Raw genomic sequence first — 14715 nt, 5'->3', positions numbered from 1 at the left:
TGACCCTGGGTGACGGATGAGCGACTGGCTGTATGTGATGGGTGGTGCCATCGTCCTGCTGTGGCTGGGCGCCTGGCTGCTGCTGCATCTCGGCAATTTCGAGCAGCGCATCAGCCAGATGCGCATCACGCTGGAAACCCGCATGGGTGGCATCGAGAAGCAGTTCGCCGCCTACAACAAGTTCTTCGCCGACAACGAACGCGCCGCGCAGCTCACCTATGGCGAACTGACCGATCTCAAGAACGAACTCGCCGAACTCAAGCAGCAGCTCGACGAAACCAAGCGCGCCATCAATGTGATGGAAGTGGCGGTCAACGACCTCAAGCTACGCAGCAATCCGCGCAACCTGCGCATCGTTTAACAACGGCGATGCTATTCGGTAAAACGAAACGCTTGCAGTTGGGTGAGTGCTGTAAAGAGGTGAAAGATGCTCTTGCGATCCCCAGCAAGTCTCATTTTTTTCAGGAAGACAACGGCATTTATTACGTAACCATTGGTGCTGTCCAAATGGATGGCGGCACTGCTTGGCTTGATCAGGCATTGCGGTATTGCCCATTTTGTGGAGCATCTATACAGACCGCTGAGCAAATACGAAAACTTGCCCAGCAGTCGGAATCATCAAAGCATTAAAGATCGGACCAGAGCTGCTGCAGGTCGGCGGCGATGGCCTCCACCATGTCGGCCAGCAGGCGTTCGCCTTTTTCGGCTGTGGCGGCCGAGGCATCGGCCATGGCGCCGCTGCGGTTCAGCAATCCGCCCGGCCGTTCCTCCGGCGTCAGGCGCAAAGGCTGGCGCAGGACGCGCAGGGCCGGCTCGTCATCGGTAGAAAGGTCGCCGGTCTCGCCCAGTCGGTCCAAACGCACCAGGGCCGGCGCGATGGCCAGCAGCAGCGAGGTATCGCGCTCGTCGTCGGATGCTGCGTCGTCATGCAGGCGTGGCAGGTCGGCGCTGGCGACGCGGATGCCATGGCGCTGCAGGATGGTCTGGGCCGCCAGCCGCAAAGGCGCCTCGGTCGAGATGCCATTGTTGAGCAGTAGGATGCGCTCGGCGCCGTGGCGCAGGTAACCCTCGATCAGTTCCGTCGCCAGGGCCTCGAAGGTGGCGGCTTCCAGATGCTGGCTGCCGGGATAATCCATGAAGGCGGGATGATAGCCAACGCCGATGCTGGGCGCGACCAGCAGGGGCATCCGGGCCAGCAGGCGCTCAGCCACGGCCTCCACTACCAGGCGGTCGGTGCCTAGCGGCAGATGCGGGCCGTGGGCACGGGCGGCGGCTCCGATGGGCAGCACCACCGGCAGGCCGTCGCCGATCAGGTCGGCGGCTTCGGTCCAGGTCAGGTCGGCCAGTCGGAAGCCGGTGCGGCGGGTGGTGGCTGTCACGGTCGTCTGGTCACGATTTTGTGTCTGGTGTAACGCATGCCTGCGTGCGGGCGAAGTCCTTTGTGCAGCCTAGCAGCTTGCCGGCCCGGTTGGCAGATGCCTGAGCTGGAACTTGAACCGGAAACAGGGAGTATCGTTCATGAACCGTACCACCACTCTGGCGGTTGCCGCCGCCGCCGCCGCGTTTTTCTCGGCAGGCACCATCGCCCTGGTTGCGCCTTCGGCCGAAGCCGCCGTGAAATGCATGGGCGCCAATGCCTGCAAGGGCCATAGCGCCTGCAAGACGGCCAGCAGCTCGTGCAAGGGCCTGAATGCCTGCAAGGGCCAGGGCTTCACCGAGGTGAAGGATGCTGCCGCATGCAAGGCGGCTGGCGGTAAGGTCGGCTGATCCTCCATTACGGCAATGCGGACCGGCTGCCATGTCACGGCAGCCGGTCCGCTTCCCGGGTGACGGACGATGACGACTATGCGCGCGCAGGATCACGGCCTGCCCAATCTCGGCTTCGGTCTTGGGCTTCGGCCGCAATATTATCCTGACATCCTCGACGGCGATCCTCCGGTCGACTGGTTCGAGGCGATCACCGAAAACTATCTCGTCGCCGGCGGGCCGCCCTTGCGCCAGCTTGAACGCATCGCCGAGCGCTGGCCGGTGGTGCTGCATGGCGTGTCGCTGTCGATCTGCGGTAGCGATCCGCTCGATGCGGACTACCTTGCGCAGGTAAAGGCGCTGGCGGCGCGGATAGGGCCGCGCTGGATTTCTGATCACCTCTGTTGGTCGCGCCATGATGGCGTGCAGTTGCATGACCTGCTGCCGATCCCCTTCAACGAAGAAACCCTACGCCATGTCGCGGCGCGGGTGCGGCAGGTGCAGGATATGCTGGGGCGCCGCATCCTGCTGGAGAATGTCTCGTCCTATGTCGAGTGGAGCGGCTCGACGATGACGGAATGGGACTTCCTGGCCGCCCTGGCGGAGCAGGCCGATTGCCTCCTGCTGCTCGATGTCAACAATGTCTATGTCAGTGCGCGCAACCATGGCTTCGATGCCGATGCCTTCCTGAACGGCATCCCGCTTGGCCGCGTGGCGCAGATCCATCTCGCCGGTCACAGCGACCAGGGCGATCTGATCGTCGACACCCATGATGCCCCGGTGGCCGATCCGGTCTTCGCGCTTTATGCCCGCGCGCTGCGCCGTTTTGGCCCGGTTTCCACCATGATCGAGCGCGACGACAATTTCCCGCCTTTCGCCGAGCTTCTGGACGAACTGGGCCGCGTGCGGCAGGTGGCGGCCGAAACCTGTGGCGAGATGGCGGCATGAACGGGCTGGCGAGCCTGCAGGCGGAATTCTCCGCCTGCCTGCTTGAGCAGGCCGCTCCGGCGCAGGTCCTGCGGGCTTTACGCGTGCCGGCGGGGATCGATGCCGCCACACGCCTGGAGGTCTATCGCAATGCCTATGTCGAGCGCCTGCATGAAGTGCTGCGCAACGATTATCCGGTGCTGCTGCGCCTGATCGGGCCGGAGCGTTTCGCGGCGCTGGCTTATGCCTATATCGCCGTTCACCGCTCTGTCTCGCCGAACATCCGCTGGTTCGGCGCCGCCCTGCCGGGCTTCATCGCCACGCAGCCGTCCTGGCATGAGCAGGCTGCGGCCATCGCCATGGCGGAATTCGAATGGACCATCGGTCTGGCCTTCGATGCGGCCGACGCAGACACAGTACATGTGAATGATCTATCGACCGTTTCCGCCACGGCCTGGCCGGCATTGCGGTTTGGGCTTCATCCCGCGCTGCATCTCGTCAGCCTGACCCATGCGGTGCCGGACTGGTGGCTGGCGGCGCAGGATTGCGATGCCCAGACGCCGCTGCCCGCATCGCCGCCGGCCCTCGACGCGGCCGCCCGGCATTGGGTTGTGTGGCGCAGCGAAACCGGCGTGCGCTTCCGCATGCTCGATCCCGACGAAGCCGCAATGCTGCATGCGGCCAGCGAGGGCGAGGTTTTTGCCGGGCTCTGCGCCGTGGTGGCCGGTCAGGTCGGGGTCGAGGCTTCGGCACAGCGCGCCGCCGGCCTGCTGCGCCTGTGGATCGACAGCGGCTGGATCACGGGTTTCGAGGAAACCGCCTGACCGGTGGCCTGCGGCCTTGCCGGGGCCGGCGGGGCGGCCTATGAGTGGGCCAATCCCGCAACCCGCAGATCGGTTTTACCGTGCCCAAACCCCCATCCGGCCGCCGGCCGCCTTCCGGTCGCCCGCCTTCCCGTGGCCCGTCTTCCGATCGTCCCCGGACAGACCGCTCCAAAACAGATCGGCCCAAGGCTGACCGTTCCAAGGCGGATCGGCCAAGGGCGGATGGGCCCAGGGCGGATCGTCCCAAGGCAGATTGGTCCCGGCAGGACCGTGCCGGTTCCGGCGCCCCGTCGCGTCCGGCCCGGGCCGCGGGGGGCAAGCCCGGTGCCAAGTCCGGGGCCGGCCGCCGCCGGCGCGACGAGCAGAGTCAGGACTGGAAACAGACGCGACGGCCCCGGCCGGAGCAGCGGGCCCAGAATGATCGGACCCGGAATGATCACGACAGGGATCAGAAACCGGGCCAGAAGCAGAGTCCGAAACAGGGCCAGAAACAGGGCCTGCGTCCTGCCGGCAGCCGCAAGGTGGCCGAGGCTGCCGTCGCCCTGCTGGATGCCATGTTCCCCAGCCGCGACACCGCCGACCGCGTGCGCCATGCCTGGATGAAGCAGCATCATCGCCAGTATGACGCGGCCGAGCGCGACGCGATCATCCAGATCAGCGACGACGTGATGCGCCTGCGCGGCCGGCTCGACTGGTGGATTTCGGAAGGCAAAGGAGGATTGCCGCCCGATAACCGCCTGCGTGTTGCCGCCTACCGCATCCTGAATGCCGGCGCCAAGGCCAATGGCCTGCTGCCGCTGTTTGGTGGCGACAAGGCCGTCGAGATTCTGCTGCGCCGGCTGGAAGGCCACACGCTGGATCATCCCGACATGCCGGCTGCCGCGCGCCACAGCGTGCCGGAATGGCTGTTGCCGGCCCTGAAGAAACGCTTCGGCGGCGATTTCGACATGGAGCTGGCCGCCATGCTGCGTCCGGCGCCGCTGGATGTGCGCGTCAACACGATGAAGACCACGCGCGACGCCGCCATGGCCGCGCTGGCGGCGGAAGAACTGCGATGCCAGTTCACGCCGCTCTCGCCCATCGGACTGCGGCTGTCGCCGCAGGCTTACGTGAACAACACGCAGGCCTTTGCCGATGGCCTGGTCGAACCGCAGGACGAAGGTTCGCAGATCGCGGCGCTGCTGGTGGATGCCGCGGGCTGCAGGTTCGTCGCCGATTTCTGCGCCGGCGCCGGCGGCAAGACCCTGGTGCTGGGCACGGCCATGCGCAATGCCGGCCGCCTGGTGGCGATGGATGTCAGCGAGGGGCGGCTGGCGCAGGCCAAGCTGCGGCTGCGCCGCGCCGGCGTGCATAATGCCGAATGCCGGCCGCTGGATGCCAAGTGGCTCAAGCGCCATGCCGAAAAGGCCGACCGCGTGCTGGTCGATGCGCCCTGCAGCGGCAGCGGCACTTGGCGGCGCAAGCCCGACGCAAAATGGCGCCTCACGCCGCAGGATGTTGCCGAGCTCACCCAGCGCCAGGCCGAAATCCTCGATCGTGCGGCGAAATTGCTGCGCAAGGGCGGCCGGCTGGTCTATGTCACCTGCTCGGTGCTGAAAGAGGAAAACGAGGACCAGGTGGCCACCTTCCTCAAGCGCCATCCGGGTTTCAAACTTATGCCGGTGACGGATGTATGGGAGGCCACGGTGGGTGGTGCCTGCCCGGTGCCGGGGCCGTATTTAAACCTGACGCCCGCCCGCCACGGCACGGACGGCTTCTTTGCCGCCATCCTGGTCCGCGACGTTTAGCCAGCGATCCAGGAAACCGTCCAGCCAGGCGGCGATGCCGGCGTCAAAGCGCTGGCAATAGGCCCGCTGCAGGTCGCGTGCCTGCGCGCCGGGCAGCACCAGCCGGTGCCCGGCGAACTGCGTCCAGCGGCGCATCACCGTCTCGGTCACTTCCGGATGGAATTGCAGGCCGAAGGCGGTCTCGCCGATCCGCATCGCCTGATTGGGGAACCAGTTGGTGGAAGCCAGCCGCACGGCGCCGCGCGGAAGCTCGAAGCCTTCGCCGTGCCATTGGAAGATATGCAATTGCTCGGGGAAGAAGGCGCGGCCGCGCGGCGTGGCCTTCACCGCGTAATAGCCGATCTCGTGCCAGCCATCGGGATGCGGGGCCACCTTGGCGCCGCCGGCCCGGGCCAGCAGCTGCGCGCCGAGGCAGACGCCCAGATAGGGTTTGCCGCTCGCCACGGCGCGCGGGATGAAATCCAGCTCGCTGCGGATGAAATCCAGGTGGTCGTCGTTGGCGCTCATCGGCCCGCCGAACACCACGCAGCCTTCGTGATGCGCCATCGTCGCGGGCAGCTCCTGCCCCAGGCAGGGCCGGCGGATATCGAGGTGATAGCCGCGTGCACGCAGCATTTCGCCGATCCGGCCCGGATCGGAGCTTTCCTGGTGGACGATCATCAGGATCGCGGGCTGGGGAGTCCCGTCGTCCTGTCGTGGTCCGTGATGCATGTCCGTTTCAGAGATCCTTCAGGAAACCGTCCAGCGCGGCATTCACCGCAACCGGCTGTTCGACCGAGGAACTATGCCCGGCTTTGGCGATCCTGACCAGCCGGGATTGCGGGATGGCGGCATGGATGCGCTCGGCTTTGGCCGGCACGGTGGCCACATCCTGATCGCCCACCACCACCAGGACGGGGCAGCGGATGCGGCCCAGCTCGTCATAGACGCCGGTGCGGTCGATCACGCCGTTCACCGCGCGCCAGATGCTGCGCCGGTTGGCCACCAGCTTGGCCCGCCAATGCGAACGTTCGGCCGCGCACGCCGGATCGGTCAGGAAATCCTGACTGAACATGATCGGCATCACCTTGCCGGCCACCAGGCCTAATCCCAGCCAGCGCGCGACGAAATTCAGTTTGCGGTATTTCGGCACATTCTCAGGTGGTTCGGGGTCGGCCGAGGTCTCCATCAGGATCAGCGACCGCACCAGGTCGGGCCGCCTTGCGCCCAGCCGCATGGCGACGAAACCGCCCATGGACAGCCCGGCAAAATGCACCGGGCCGATGGCCAGCTTCTCGATCAGCGCGACGGCATCCTGATACACGGTCTCCATGCCGATGCTGCTGGCCGGGTCGTCGGCGCTGCGCCCCTGGCCGCGATGGTCGTAGGCGATCACGCGATAGCGGTCTTTCAGATGCGCCAGCTGCGACGCGAAGAGTTCCGCATCCCACAGCAGGCCATGGCTGAACACGATGGTTTCGCCAGTGCTACCCGGGCCGGTATCCTCGTAATAGAGGCGTGTGCCGTTGACCTCGATCTGCGGCATGCCGTCCTCCTATTGCGCGGTGATGCCGCCGTCGATCACGAATTCGGCGCCGGTGACGAATTTGGATTCATCCGAAGCGAGATAGAGGATGCAGCTCGCCACGTCGTCGGGCTCGCCCAGCTTGCCCAGCGGCACCTGCGATTCCAGCTTCTGGCGCACCAGGGCCGGGTCGCCGCCACCATAGATCATGCTCTGCACCATCGGCGTGTCGATGAAGGTAGGATGCACCGAGTTGCAGCGGATGTCGTATTTGCGCTTGGCGCAATGCAAAGCCGTGGTCTTGGCCAGCATGCGCGCGCCGGCCTTCGAGGTGTTGTAGGCCGACATGTTATGTCCGGCGATGATGCCCGAGACGGAGGAGATGATCATGATCGAGCCCGGCGCATGGGCCTTCATGCGCGGCAGGCCGTGCTTGATGCCCAGGAAGGGGCCGTGCAGATTCACGTTATGCACGAAGTGCCATTCCTCGACGCTGATATCCTCCACGCTTTTCAGCACGCCCACGCCGGCGGAATGCACCATCACGTTCAGTTTGCCGAAGGCGGCTTCCACCACGTCCAGCGCGGAAATCCACTGCTGCTCGCTGGTCACGTCCAGGTTGACGGCGATGGCATTCTTGCCGATCTCGTCGGCCACGGCGCGCGCGCCATCCAGGTTGCGGTCGGCGATGGCGACCTTGGCGCCTTCCTTCGCCATCATGATGGCGGTGGCTTTGCCCAGACCCGAGGCTCCGCCGGTGATCAGCGCGACTTTGTTGGCAACGCGGCCCATGATGTCCTCCCGTGATTATGGGGGAAGGATAGCCGGCTTTTCATGGGCGCGGCAAACATGACGCGGCCATGACGTTGGCATGACGCTACGTTAATCCGGCTCTTCGATCTTGGCCGGCAGGCCGGCGGCGGCCAGGGCCAGCAGCAGGTCTTCCAGATGGGCGCGGTCGCGCGCCTCCACCACGAATTCGATCTCGGTGGCCTTGGCCGAGGCCAGGGTGAACAGGCGCTGGTGCGCCACTTCCACGATGTTCACGCCGGCCGCCCCGATCACGCCGGCCGCCTTGGCCAGCCGGCCCGGCGCGTCGTCGCTCATCACGATGATGCGGGCCAGCCGCCCGTCGCGCACCAGCCCGCGCATCAGCACGGAGGCGAGCAGGCGGGTATCGATGTTGCCGCCCGACAGCACGATGCCAACATGCCGGCCTTTGAAGCGTTCCGGATGGGCGAGCAGGGCGGCCAGGCCGGCGGCACCCGCGCCCTCGGTGACGGTCTTCTCGATTTCCACCAGCGCCACGATGGCGCGTTCGATATCGGCCTCGCGGGCGATCAGCACGTCTTCCACCAGCTTGCGCGCCACCTCGATGGGCGCGCGGCCGATATCGCGCACGGAAATGCCTTCCGCGATCGACACGCCGCCCACATGCACCGGCAGGCCATGCATCTCCTGGTACATCGCGGTGTAGAGTTCGGATTCCACGCCGAAGATGCGCAGGTCTGGTTTCAACGCCCTGGCCGCCACCGCCATGCCGGCGATCAGGCCGCCGCCGCCCACCGGCACGATCAGGTCCTGCAGGGTCGGCGCCTGCGCCAGCATCTCCAGCGCCAGCGTGCCCTGGCCGGCCATGATGGCGGGATCGTCATAGGGGTGGACGAAGACCAAGCCTTCGGCCTCGGCCAGCGCGCGGGCCTTGGTCGCGGCCTCCACCAGCGTGTCGCCCTCGATCACCACGCGGGCGCCGAAAGCGCGCACATGGCGCACCTTCACGTATGGCGTGATGGTCGGCATCACGATGGTGGCGGGAATCCCTAGGCGCCCGGCATGATAGGCCACGCCCTGGGCATGGTTGCCGGCCGACATGGCAATCACGCCGCGTTTGCGCTCATCGTCGGAAAGCTGCAGCAGCTTGTTCAGCGCGCCGCGCTCCTTGAAGCTGGCGGTGAACTGGTGGTTCTCGAATTTCAGCCACACCTCGGCGCCGGTGAGGCTGGAAAGCGTGCGCGAATGCAGGCAGGGCGTCTCGGCCACCGCGCCGCGGATACGGTCGGCGGCGGTGCGCACATCGGCCAGGCCGATCATCGGGGCAAGCGAGGTCATGGACTCCATCCGGCACAACAGATTGATAAAAGGACTATAATCGAGCCTGATGCCGGGGTCACGGGCCGGCTTGATCCGCACTTGGCGGGGCGGATCGTCCGGTCTAGTTTAAAGGCCATGACCGACGCCCGCCGGATACCACCGGTTTTCGAGATCGAGCTGAAGCCCTACCGCTCGCTGGGATCGCGCGGCTTCACCATCCTGATGGTGTTCTTTGCCCTGGTGAATTTCGCCGCCGGCATCGCCTTCTGGGCCATCGGCGCCTGGCCGGTCTTCGGTTTCTTCGGCCTGGACGTGCTGCTGCTCTGGCTGGCCTTCCGCTACAGCTATGGCCAGGCCCGGGCGCGCGAGATCATCCGTCTGGACCAGGATGCGCTGGAGGTGCGCCGCATCGATGCCAAGGGCAACGAAAAGGCCTGGCGGCTGCAGCCCTACTGGCTGCGGGTCGAATGCGATGCCGAGGACGATGCCTCGCCGCTGCGGCTATGGAGCCATGGCCGCGCGTTGACCCTGGGCGCTTTCTTGAGCCCCGACGAGCGCCGCGTGCTGGCCGATGCCCTGCGTGAGGTGCTGGTGCGCTGGCGCATTCCGCCCGGCGCCGGCCTGCGCCCGCTCGACAGCATCTGACCTACCATCATTTTGCTCACCGGTTGCGGAATTCTTCCGGCGCCTGCTCGCGCCGCTCGTCCATGCCGTAATCGCGCAGCACATGGGCCACGCGCAGGCGATAATTGCGGAACACGCCGCCGCGCCCCTTGGTCTGCGCCATGCGGTGATGGTGCTGGTTGCGCCAGGCCTTCACGGCATCCTCGTCGCGCCAGAACGACAGCGAGAGCATCTTGCCCGGCTCGGTCAGCGAGCTGAACCGCTCGACGCTGATGAAGCCATCCACCTTGGCCAGCTCCGGCCGCAGGCCGGCGGCGATATCCAGGTATTCCGTCCGGCCGTCCTCGCCATCGGGCCAGACTTCGAAAATCACGGCAATCATCGGGCATCTCCTCTGATGCCGAGGATGCCGTCTCGTGTGCCGAATGTCTTGCGGAAATGCTTCGCCGCTGGCCGAAGTATTTTAGCCGGCCCCAATCAGCCAGCCATGCCCAGCACGTCGGCCATGCGATACAGGCCCGGCGGCTTGCCATGCACCCATACGGCGGCGCGCAGGGCGCCGCGGGTGAAGATGCCGCGGTCGGTCGCCTTGTGGCTCAGTTCGATGCGCTCGTTGTCGGCGGCGAAGATCACGGTATGCTCGCCGGCCACGTTGCCGCCGCGCAGGGCCGCGAAGCCGATCGCACCCTTCTTGCGCGCGCCGGTGATGCCGTCGCGGCCACGCTCGGCGTTCTTGTCCAGCGGAATGCCACGGCCGAGTGCGGCCATCTCGCCCAGCAGGATGGCGGTGCCGCTCGGCGCGTCCACCTTCATGCGGTGATGCATCTCCACGATCTCGATATCCCAGTCCTCGCCCAGCGAGGCCGCGAGCTGGCGGGTCAGGCCGGCCAGCAGGTTCACCCCTAAGCTCATGTTGTAGCCCTGCACGATGGCGCAGTGATGGGCGGCCTTCTCCAGCGCCTCGAAATGCTGCGGCTCCAGCCCGGTGGTGCCGACCACATAGGCGGTCTTGCCCTGGGCGGCCAGCGCTGCATGGCGGGGCAGGGCGGCGGGCACGGTGAAATCCAGCACCACGTCCACGTTGCCGAACATCTGCGCGGCATCGTCGATGATCGTCACGCCGGCCGGCCCGATGCCGGCCAGTTCGCCGGGATCCTTGCCCAGGGCGGGCGAGCCGGCCAGTTCGGTGCCGCCGGCCAGCACACAGCCCTTGGTCTGCGCCACTTCGCGCACCAGCGTCTGGCCCATGCGGCCGGCGATGCCGACGATACCGATGCGGATGGCAGACATGTCTTTTTTCCCCGTGGACTGCTGATCGAAACCGGCCGGCAGTCTAGCAGGCACGCGCAGGCCGCGCCACGCGGCGGGCCAAGGTTGGGCCAAGTCGGAGGGCAGGGATCAGGCGGTCAGGCCACGCCGCGCGTTCTGCCGCCAGGCCGCCGGCGGCAGGCCATAGGCGCGCGCGAAGGCACGGCTGAAGGCGGCTTCGGTGCCATAGCCGGCGTCATATGCCACGGCGGCCACCGGCTTGCTGGTGGTGCTGAGCGCCACGCTGGCCTGGCATAGCCGCCAGTCGCGCACATAACGCATCGGCGAGGTTTGCAGCATGGTCTCGAAGCGTTCGGCCAGGCTGCTGCGCGACAGGCCGCAGAGGCTGGCCAGCGCTGGCACGGTCCAGTCGCGCAGCGGGTCTTCGTGGATCCGCGCCAGACAGCGGCTGAGTGCCGGATCGGCCAGGGCGGCCAGCCAGCCGGTGGTGCCGGGCGGCGCGGCGACGCTGTCGTTCTGAGATCGGGGAACCAAAGGCGCAGGCAATGCCTGCGCCTTTTTCTTACTCGGCCTTGCCGCCGAGCATTTCCTTCACCTTGGCGAAGAAGCCCGAGCTTTCCGGGCTGGTTTCCTCGCCGCCCAGCTCGGCAAATTCCTCCAGCAGTTCGCGCTGGCGCTTGCTCAGCTTCACCGGCGTCTCGACCATCACCTGGATGTAGAGATCGCCATGGCCCGAGCCAAAACCCGATTGCTGCAGCGAGGGCATGCCCTTGCCGCGCAGGCGGAACTGCTTGCCGGTCTGGGTGCCTTCGGGAATCGTGATGCGGGCCTTGCCGCCATCCAGCGTCGGCACTTCCACCGCACCGCCCAGCGCCGCCGTGGTCATCGAGACCGGCACGCGGCAATGCAGGTTCTGGCCCTCGCGGCGGAACAGCCGGTGCGGCTGCACGCTCAGGAAAACATAGAGGTCGCCGGCGCTGCCGCCACGGAGGCCCGCTTCGCCTTCGCCGGCCAGCCGGATGCGGTTGCCCTCGTCCACGCCCGGCGGGATATCGACCTGCAGGGTCTTTTCCTTGTGCACGCGACCGGCGCCGCCGCAGACCTTGCAGGGCTTCTCGATTACCCGGCCCGCGCCACCGCAGGTGGGGCAGGTGCGTTCGATGGTGAAGAAGCCCTGCTGCGCGCGCACCTTGCCGTGGCCCTTGCAGGTCGGGCAGGCGATCGGCTGCGCGCCGGCCTCGGCGCCCGAGCCGTCGCAGGCCTCGCAGGCGATGGATGTCGGCACGCGGATCGTCGCGGCCTTACCGCGATAGCAGTCTTCCAGCGTGATCTCGAGATTGTAGCGCAGGTCGGAACCACGATTACCGCCGCCGCGTGCACCGCCGCGTCCGCCGCCCATGAATTCGCCGAACAGGTCGTCGAAGATGTCGGAGAAGGACGTGAAGTCGAAACCCTGGCCGCCCGGGCCGCCGCGTGCGCCCATGCCGCCCTCGAAGGCCGCATGGCCGTACTGGTCGTAGGCCGCGCGCTTCTGTTCGTCCTTCAGGACGTCATAGGCCTCGTTGATTTCTTTGAATTTCTGCTCGGCGTCCTTGTCGTCCGGATTGCGATCCGGATGATGCTGCATCGCCAGCTTGCGGAAGGCCTTCTTCAGGTCTTCCGGCGTGGCGCTGCGCGAGACGCCCAGGATTTCGTAAAAGTCGCGTTTGGCTGCCATCGCAAAAAGCTTTCTGGTCTCTCCAGCATCCGTCCCTCAGCGATGGGGCGGACGCGAAACCGGGCGCCATGGGCGCCCGGTCCGTCGGCTTTTCCGACTTACTTCTTCTTGTCGTCTTTGACTTCCTCGAAGTCGGCATCGACGATGCCGTCATCGGGCTTGCCCTGAGACCCGCCGGCCGCCGCCTCGGCACCCGGCTGTTCGCCACCGGCCGCGCCGGCTTCGCCCTGGGTCTTGTACAGCGCCTCGCCCAGCTTCATGGCGATCTGGCTTAAGGACTGCGCCTTGGCCTTGATCGCTTCGGGCTCGTTCGCCTCGATCGCCGTCTTCAGTTCGGCGATCACCGCCTCGGCCTCGGCCTTCTCGGCGGCCGGAGCCTTGTCGCCCAGATCGGCGATGGTCTTTTCGGTGGCGTGGATCAGGGCCTCGGCCTGGTTCTTGGCCTCGGCCGCCTCGCGGCGCTTCTTGTCCTCGGCGGCATGCTCCTCGGCATCCTTCACCATCTTCTTGATGTCGTCTTCCGACAGACCGCCGGAAGCCTGGATGCGGATCTGCTGCTCCTTGCCGGTGCCCTTGTCCTTGGCCGAGACATGCACGATGCCGTTGGCGTCGATGTCGAAGGTCACCTCGATCTGCGGCACGCCGCGCGGCGCCGACGGGATGCCGACCAGGTCGAACTGGCCCAGCAGCTTGTTGTCGGCCGCCATCTCGCGTTCGCCCTGGAAGACCCGGATCGTCACCGCGCCCTGGTTGTCCTCGGCGGTGGAGAAGACCTGGCTCTTCTTGGTCGGGATGGTGGTGTTGCGCTCGATCAGCTTGGTGAACACGCCGCCCAGCGTCTCGATGCCCAGCGACAGCGGGGTCACGTCGAGCAGCAGCACGTCCTTCACGTCGCCCTGCAGCACGCCGGCCTGGATGGCGGCGCCGATGGCGACCACTTCGTCCGGGTTCACGCCCTTGTGCGGCTCGCGGCCGAACAGGGTCTTCACCGTCTCGATCACCTTCGGCATGCGTGTCATGCCGCCCACCAGCACCACCTCGTCGATGTCGCCGGCGGACAGATCCGCGTCCTTCAGCGCCTTCTTGCAGGGCTCGATAGTGCGCTGCACGAGGTCGTCGACCAGCGCTTCCAGCTTGGCGCGGGTCAGCTTCATAACCAGGTGCTTCGGACCCGAGGCATCGGCGGTGATGAAGGGCAGGTTGATCTCGGTCTGAGTCGCCGACGACAGCTCGATCTTGGCCTTCTCGGCCGCTTCCTTCAGGCGCTGCAGTGCCAGGCGGTCGCTGCGCAGGTCGATGCCCTGTTCCTTCTTGAACTCGGTGGCGAAGTAATCGACCAGTCGCAGGTCGAAATCCTCGCCGCCGAGGAAGGTGTCGCCGTTGGTCGAGCGCACTTCAAACACGCCGTCGCCGATTTCCAGGATCGAGACGTCGAAGGTGCCGCCGCCAAGGTCATAGACCGCGATCTTCTTGCCGTCGCCCTGCTTGTCCAGGCCATAGGCCAGCGCGGCCGCGGTCGGCTCGTTGATGATGCGCAGCACTTCAAGGCCGGCGATACGCCCGGCATCCTTGGTGGCCTGGCGCTGGGCGTCGTTGAAATAGGCCGGTACGGTGATGACGGCCTGCGTCACCTTCTCGCCCAGGAAGCTCTCGGCGGTTTCCTTCATCTTCTGCAGGATGAAGGCCGAAACCTGGCTCGGGCTGTATTTCTTGTCCTGGACTTCCACCCAGGCATCGCCATTGTCGCCCTTGGCCACCTTGTAGGGGACCATCTCGGTGAAGCGGCGGGTCGCGTCGTCGGTGTAGGCGCGGCCGATCAGGCGCTTGACGGCGAACAGCGTGTTTTCGGGATTGGTGACGGCCTGGCGCTTGGCCGGCTGGCCGATCAGGCGTTCGCCATCCTTGGTGAAGGCGACCATCGACGGCGTGGTGCGCGCGCCTTCGGCATTCTCCACCACCTTCGGGGTCTTGCCATCCATGATGGCGATGCAGGAATTCGTGGTACCCAGGTCGATGCCAATGACTTTGGCCATGGTTCACTCCTTTTGGCGGCGATCCGCTGCGGCCTCAGCATATAAGCACCGGGGCGGATCCCTTGGTTTAAGGTCTCGCGGGGTATGTAAGAGGGCGCCCCCGGTCCCGCAACAGGTGTGGCAAAAAAATGTCCGATTACCGGCCCGGTCGGGGCCCCCCGCCGGAAGCCCGAGTCGCGGGTTATTGCCCGAA

At 66.3% G+C, this 14715-nt stretch carries 16 protein-coding genes; 6 read left to right on the top strand and 10 right to left on the bottom strand.

The genetic code is table 11. The features are described from left to right. Positions 1-16: 16 nt before the first annotated feature. A complete protein-coding gene (locus ACK4FJ_RS09105; RefSeq protein WP_409765607.1) occupies positions 17-361 on the top strand; it encodes a hypothetical protein in 345 nt (114 codons plus the stop codon). 265 nt (positions 362-626) lie between these two features. Here the strand turns inward: ACK4FJ_RS09105 and ACK4FJ_RS09100 are convergent, their stop codons facing one another. After that, positions 627-1379, bottom strand: coding sequence for a creatininase family protein (locus tag ACK4FJ_RS09100; protein WP_409765605.1), 753 nt, complete (start codon positions 1377-1379; stop codon positions 627-629). A 139-nt stretch (positions 1380-1518) separates the two neighbouring features. Here ACK4FJ_RS09100 and ACK4FJ_RS09095 point away from each other — a divergent pair, with 139 nt between their 5' ends. From ACK4FJ_RS09095 to ACK4FJ_RS09080, 4 genes are all read left to right on the top strand, one after another. Further along, complete coding sequence (locus ACK4FJ_RS09095; protein ID WP_409765603.1) at positions 1519-1767, top strand: hypothetical protein; 249 nt, start codon at positions 1519-1521, stop codon at positions 1765-1767. A 69-nt stretch (positions 1768-1836) separates the two neighbouring features. After that, positions 1837-2694: a DUF692 domain-containing protein gene (locus ACK4FJ_RS09090; RefSeq protein ID WP_409765601.1), complete on the top strand. Its 858-nt coding sequence runs from the start codon at positions 1837-1839 to the stop codon at positions 2692-2694. Then, a complete protein-coding gene (locus tag ACK4FJ_RS09085) occupies positions 2691-3497 on the top strand; it encodes a DUF2063 domain-containing protein (RefSeq protein WP_409765599.1) in 807 nt (268 codons plus the stop codon). The genes ACK4FJ_RS09090 and ACK4FJ_RS09085 overlap by 4 nt, the downstream gene beginning before the upstream one ends. A 521-nt stretch (positions 3498-4018) precedes the next feature. Continuing rightward, positions 4019-5284, top strand: coding sequence for an RsmB/NOP family class I SAM-dependent RNA methyltransferase (locus ACK4FJ_RS09080; protein ID WP_409765597.1), 1266 nt, complete (start codon positions 4019-4021; stop codon positions 5282-5284). On the opposite strand, the gene ACK4FJ_RS09075 is transcribed toward ACK4FJ_RS09080, so the two are convergent. From ACK4FJ_RS09075 to ACK4FJ_RS09060, 4 genes are all read right to left on the bottom strand, one after another. After that, positions 5216-5995 carry a glutamine amidotransferase-related protein gene (locus ACK4FJ_RS09075; protein WP_409765595.1) on the bottom strand — a complete coding sequence of 260 codons (780 nt, stop codon included), beginning with the start codon at positions 5993-5995 and terminating at the stop codon, positions 5216-5218. The genes ACK4FJ_RS09080 and ACK4FJ_RS09075 overlap by 69 nt on opposite strands. A 7-nt stretch (positions 5996-6002) precedes the next feature. Beyond that, positions 6003-6809, bottom strand: a complete 807-nt coding sequence (locus ACK4FJ_RS09070; protein ID WP_409765593.1) for an alpha/beta fold hydrolase — start codon at positions 6807-6809, stop codon at positions 6003-6005. 9 nt (positions 6810-6818) lie between these two features. Beyond that, a complete protein-coding gene (locus ACK4FJ_RS09065) occupies positions 6819-7580 on the bottom strand; it encodes an SDR family oxidoreductase (protein WP_409765591.1) in 762 nt (253 codons plus the stop codon). 90 nt (positions 7581-7670) lie between these two features. Further along, complete coding sequence (locus ACK4FJ_RS09060) at positions 7671-8897, bottom strand: threonine ammonia-lyase (RefSeq protein WP_409765589.1); 1227 nt, start codon at positions 8895-8897, stop codon at positions 7671-7673. A 117-nt stretch (positions 8898-9014) separates the two neighbouring features. On the opposite strand from ACK4FJ_RS09060, the gene ACK4FJ_RS09055 reads away from it, so the two are divergent. Then, positions 9015-9524: a DUF2244 domain-containing protein gene (locus ACK4FJ_RS09055; protein ID WP_409765587.1), complete on the top strand. Its 510-nt coding sequence runs from the start codon at positions 9015-9017 to the stop codon at positions 9522-9524. Between the two features lie 16 nt (positions 9525-9540). On the opposite strand, the gene ACK4FJ_RS09050 is transcribed toward ACK4FJ_RS09055, so the two are convergent. The 5 genes from ACK4FJ_RS09050 to dnaK all read right to left on the bottom strand — a co-directional run bounded on the left by ACK4FJ_RS09050 (position 9541) and on the right by dnaK (position 14522). Beyond that, positions 9541-9885, bottom strand: a complete 345-nt coding sequence (locus ACK4FJ_RS09050) for an antibiotic biosynthesis monooxygenase family protein (RefSeq protein ID WP_409765585.1) — start codon at positions 9883-9885, stop codon at positions 9541-9543. A gap of 95 nt (positions 9886-9980) precedes the next feature. Then, the gene (gene dapB / locus ACK4FJ_RS09045; RefSeq protein WP_409766718.1) at positions 9981-10784 is read right to left on the bottom strand and encodes a 4-hydroxy-tetrahydrodipicolinate reductase; all 804 of its coding nucleotides are present in this window, start codon (positions 10782-10784) and stop codon (positions 9981-9983) included. Positions 10785-10901: 117 nt separating this feature from the next. After that, positions 10902-11306, bottom strand: a complete 405-nt coding sequence (locus ACK4FJ_RS09040; RefSeq protein WP_409765583.1) for a helix-turn-helix transcriptional regulator — start codon at positions 11304-11306, stop codon at positions 10902-10904. Between the two features lie 28 nt (positions 11307-11334). Beyond that, positions 11335-12489, bottom strand: coding sequence for a molecular chaperone DnaJ (gene dnaJ, locus ACK4FJ_RS09035; RefSeq protein ID WP_409765582.1), 1155 nt, complete (start codon positions 12487-12489; stop codon positions 11335-11337). A 98-nt stretch (positions 12490-12587) separates the two neighbouring features. Beyond that, a complete protein-coding gene (gene dnaK / locus ACK4FJ_RS09030) occupies positions 12588-14522 on the bottom strand; it encodes a molecular chaperone DnaK (protein WP_409765580.1) in 1935 nt (644 codons plus the stop codon). Positions 14523-14715: the final 193 nt, after the last annotated feature.

Source organism: Ferrovibrio sp. (assembly GCF_046297595.1).
GTDB lineage: Bacteria > Pseudomonadota > Alphaproteobacteria > Ferrovibrionales > Ferrovibrionaceae > Ferrovibrio.
Note: the sequence above shows the minus strand (reverse complement) of the source record. Positions and strands in the feature narration are given on the sequence as shown.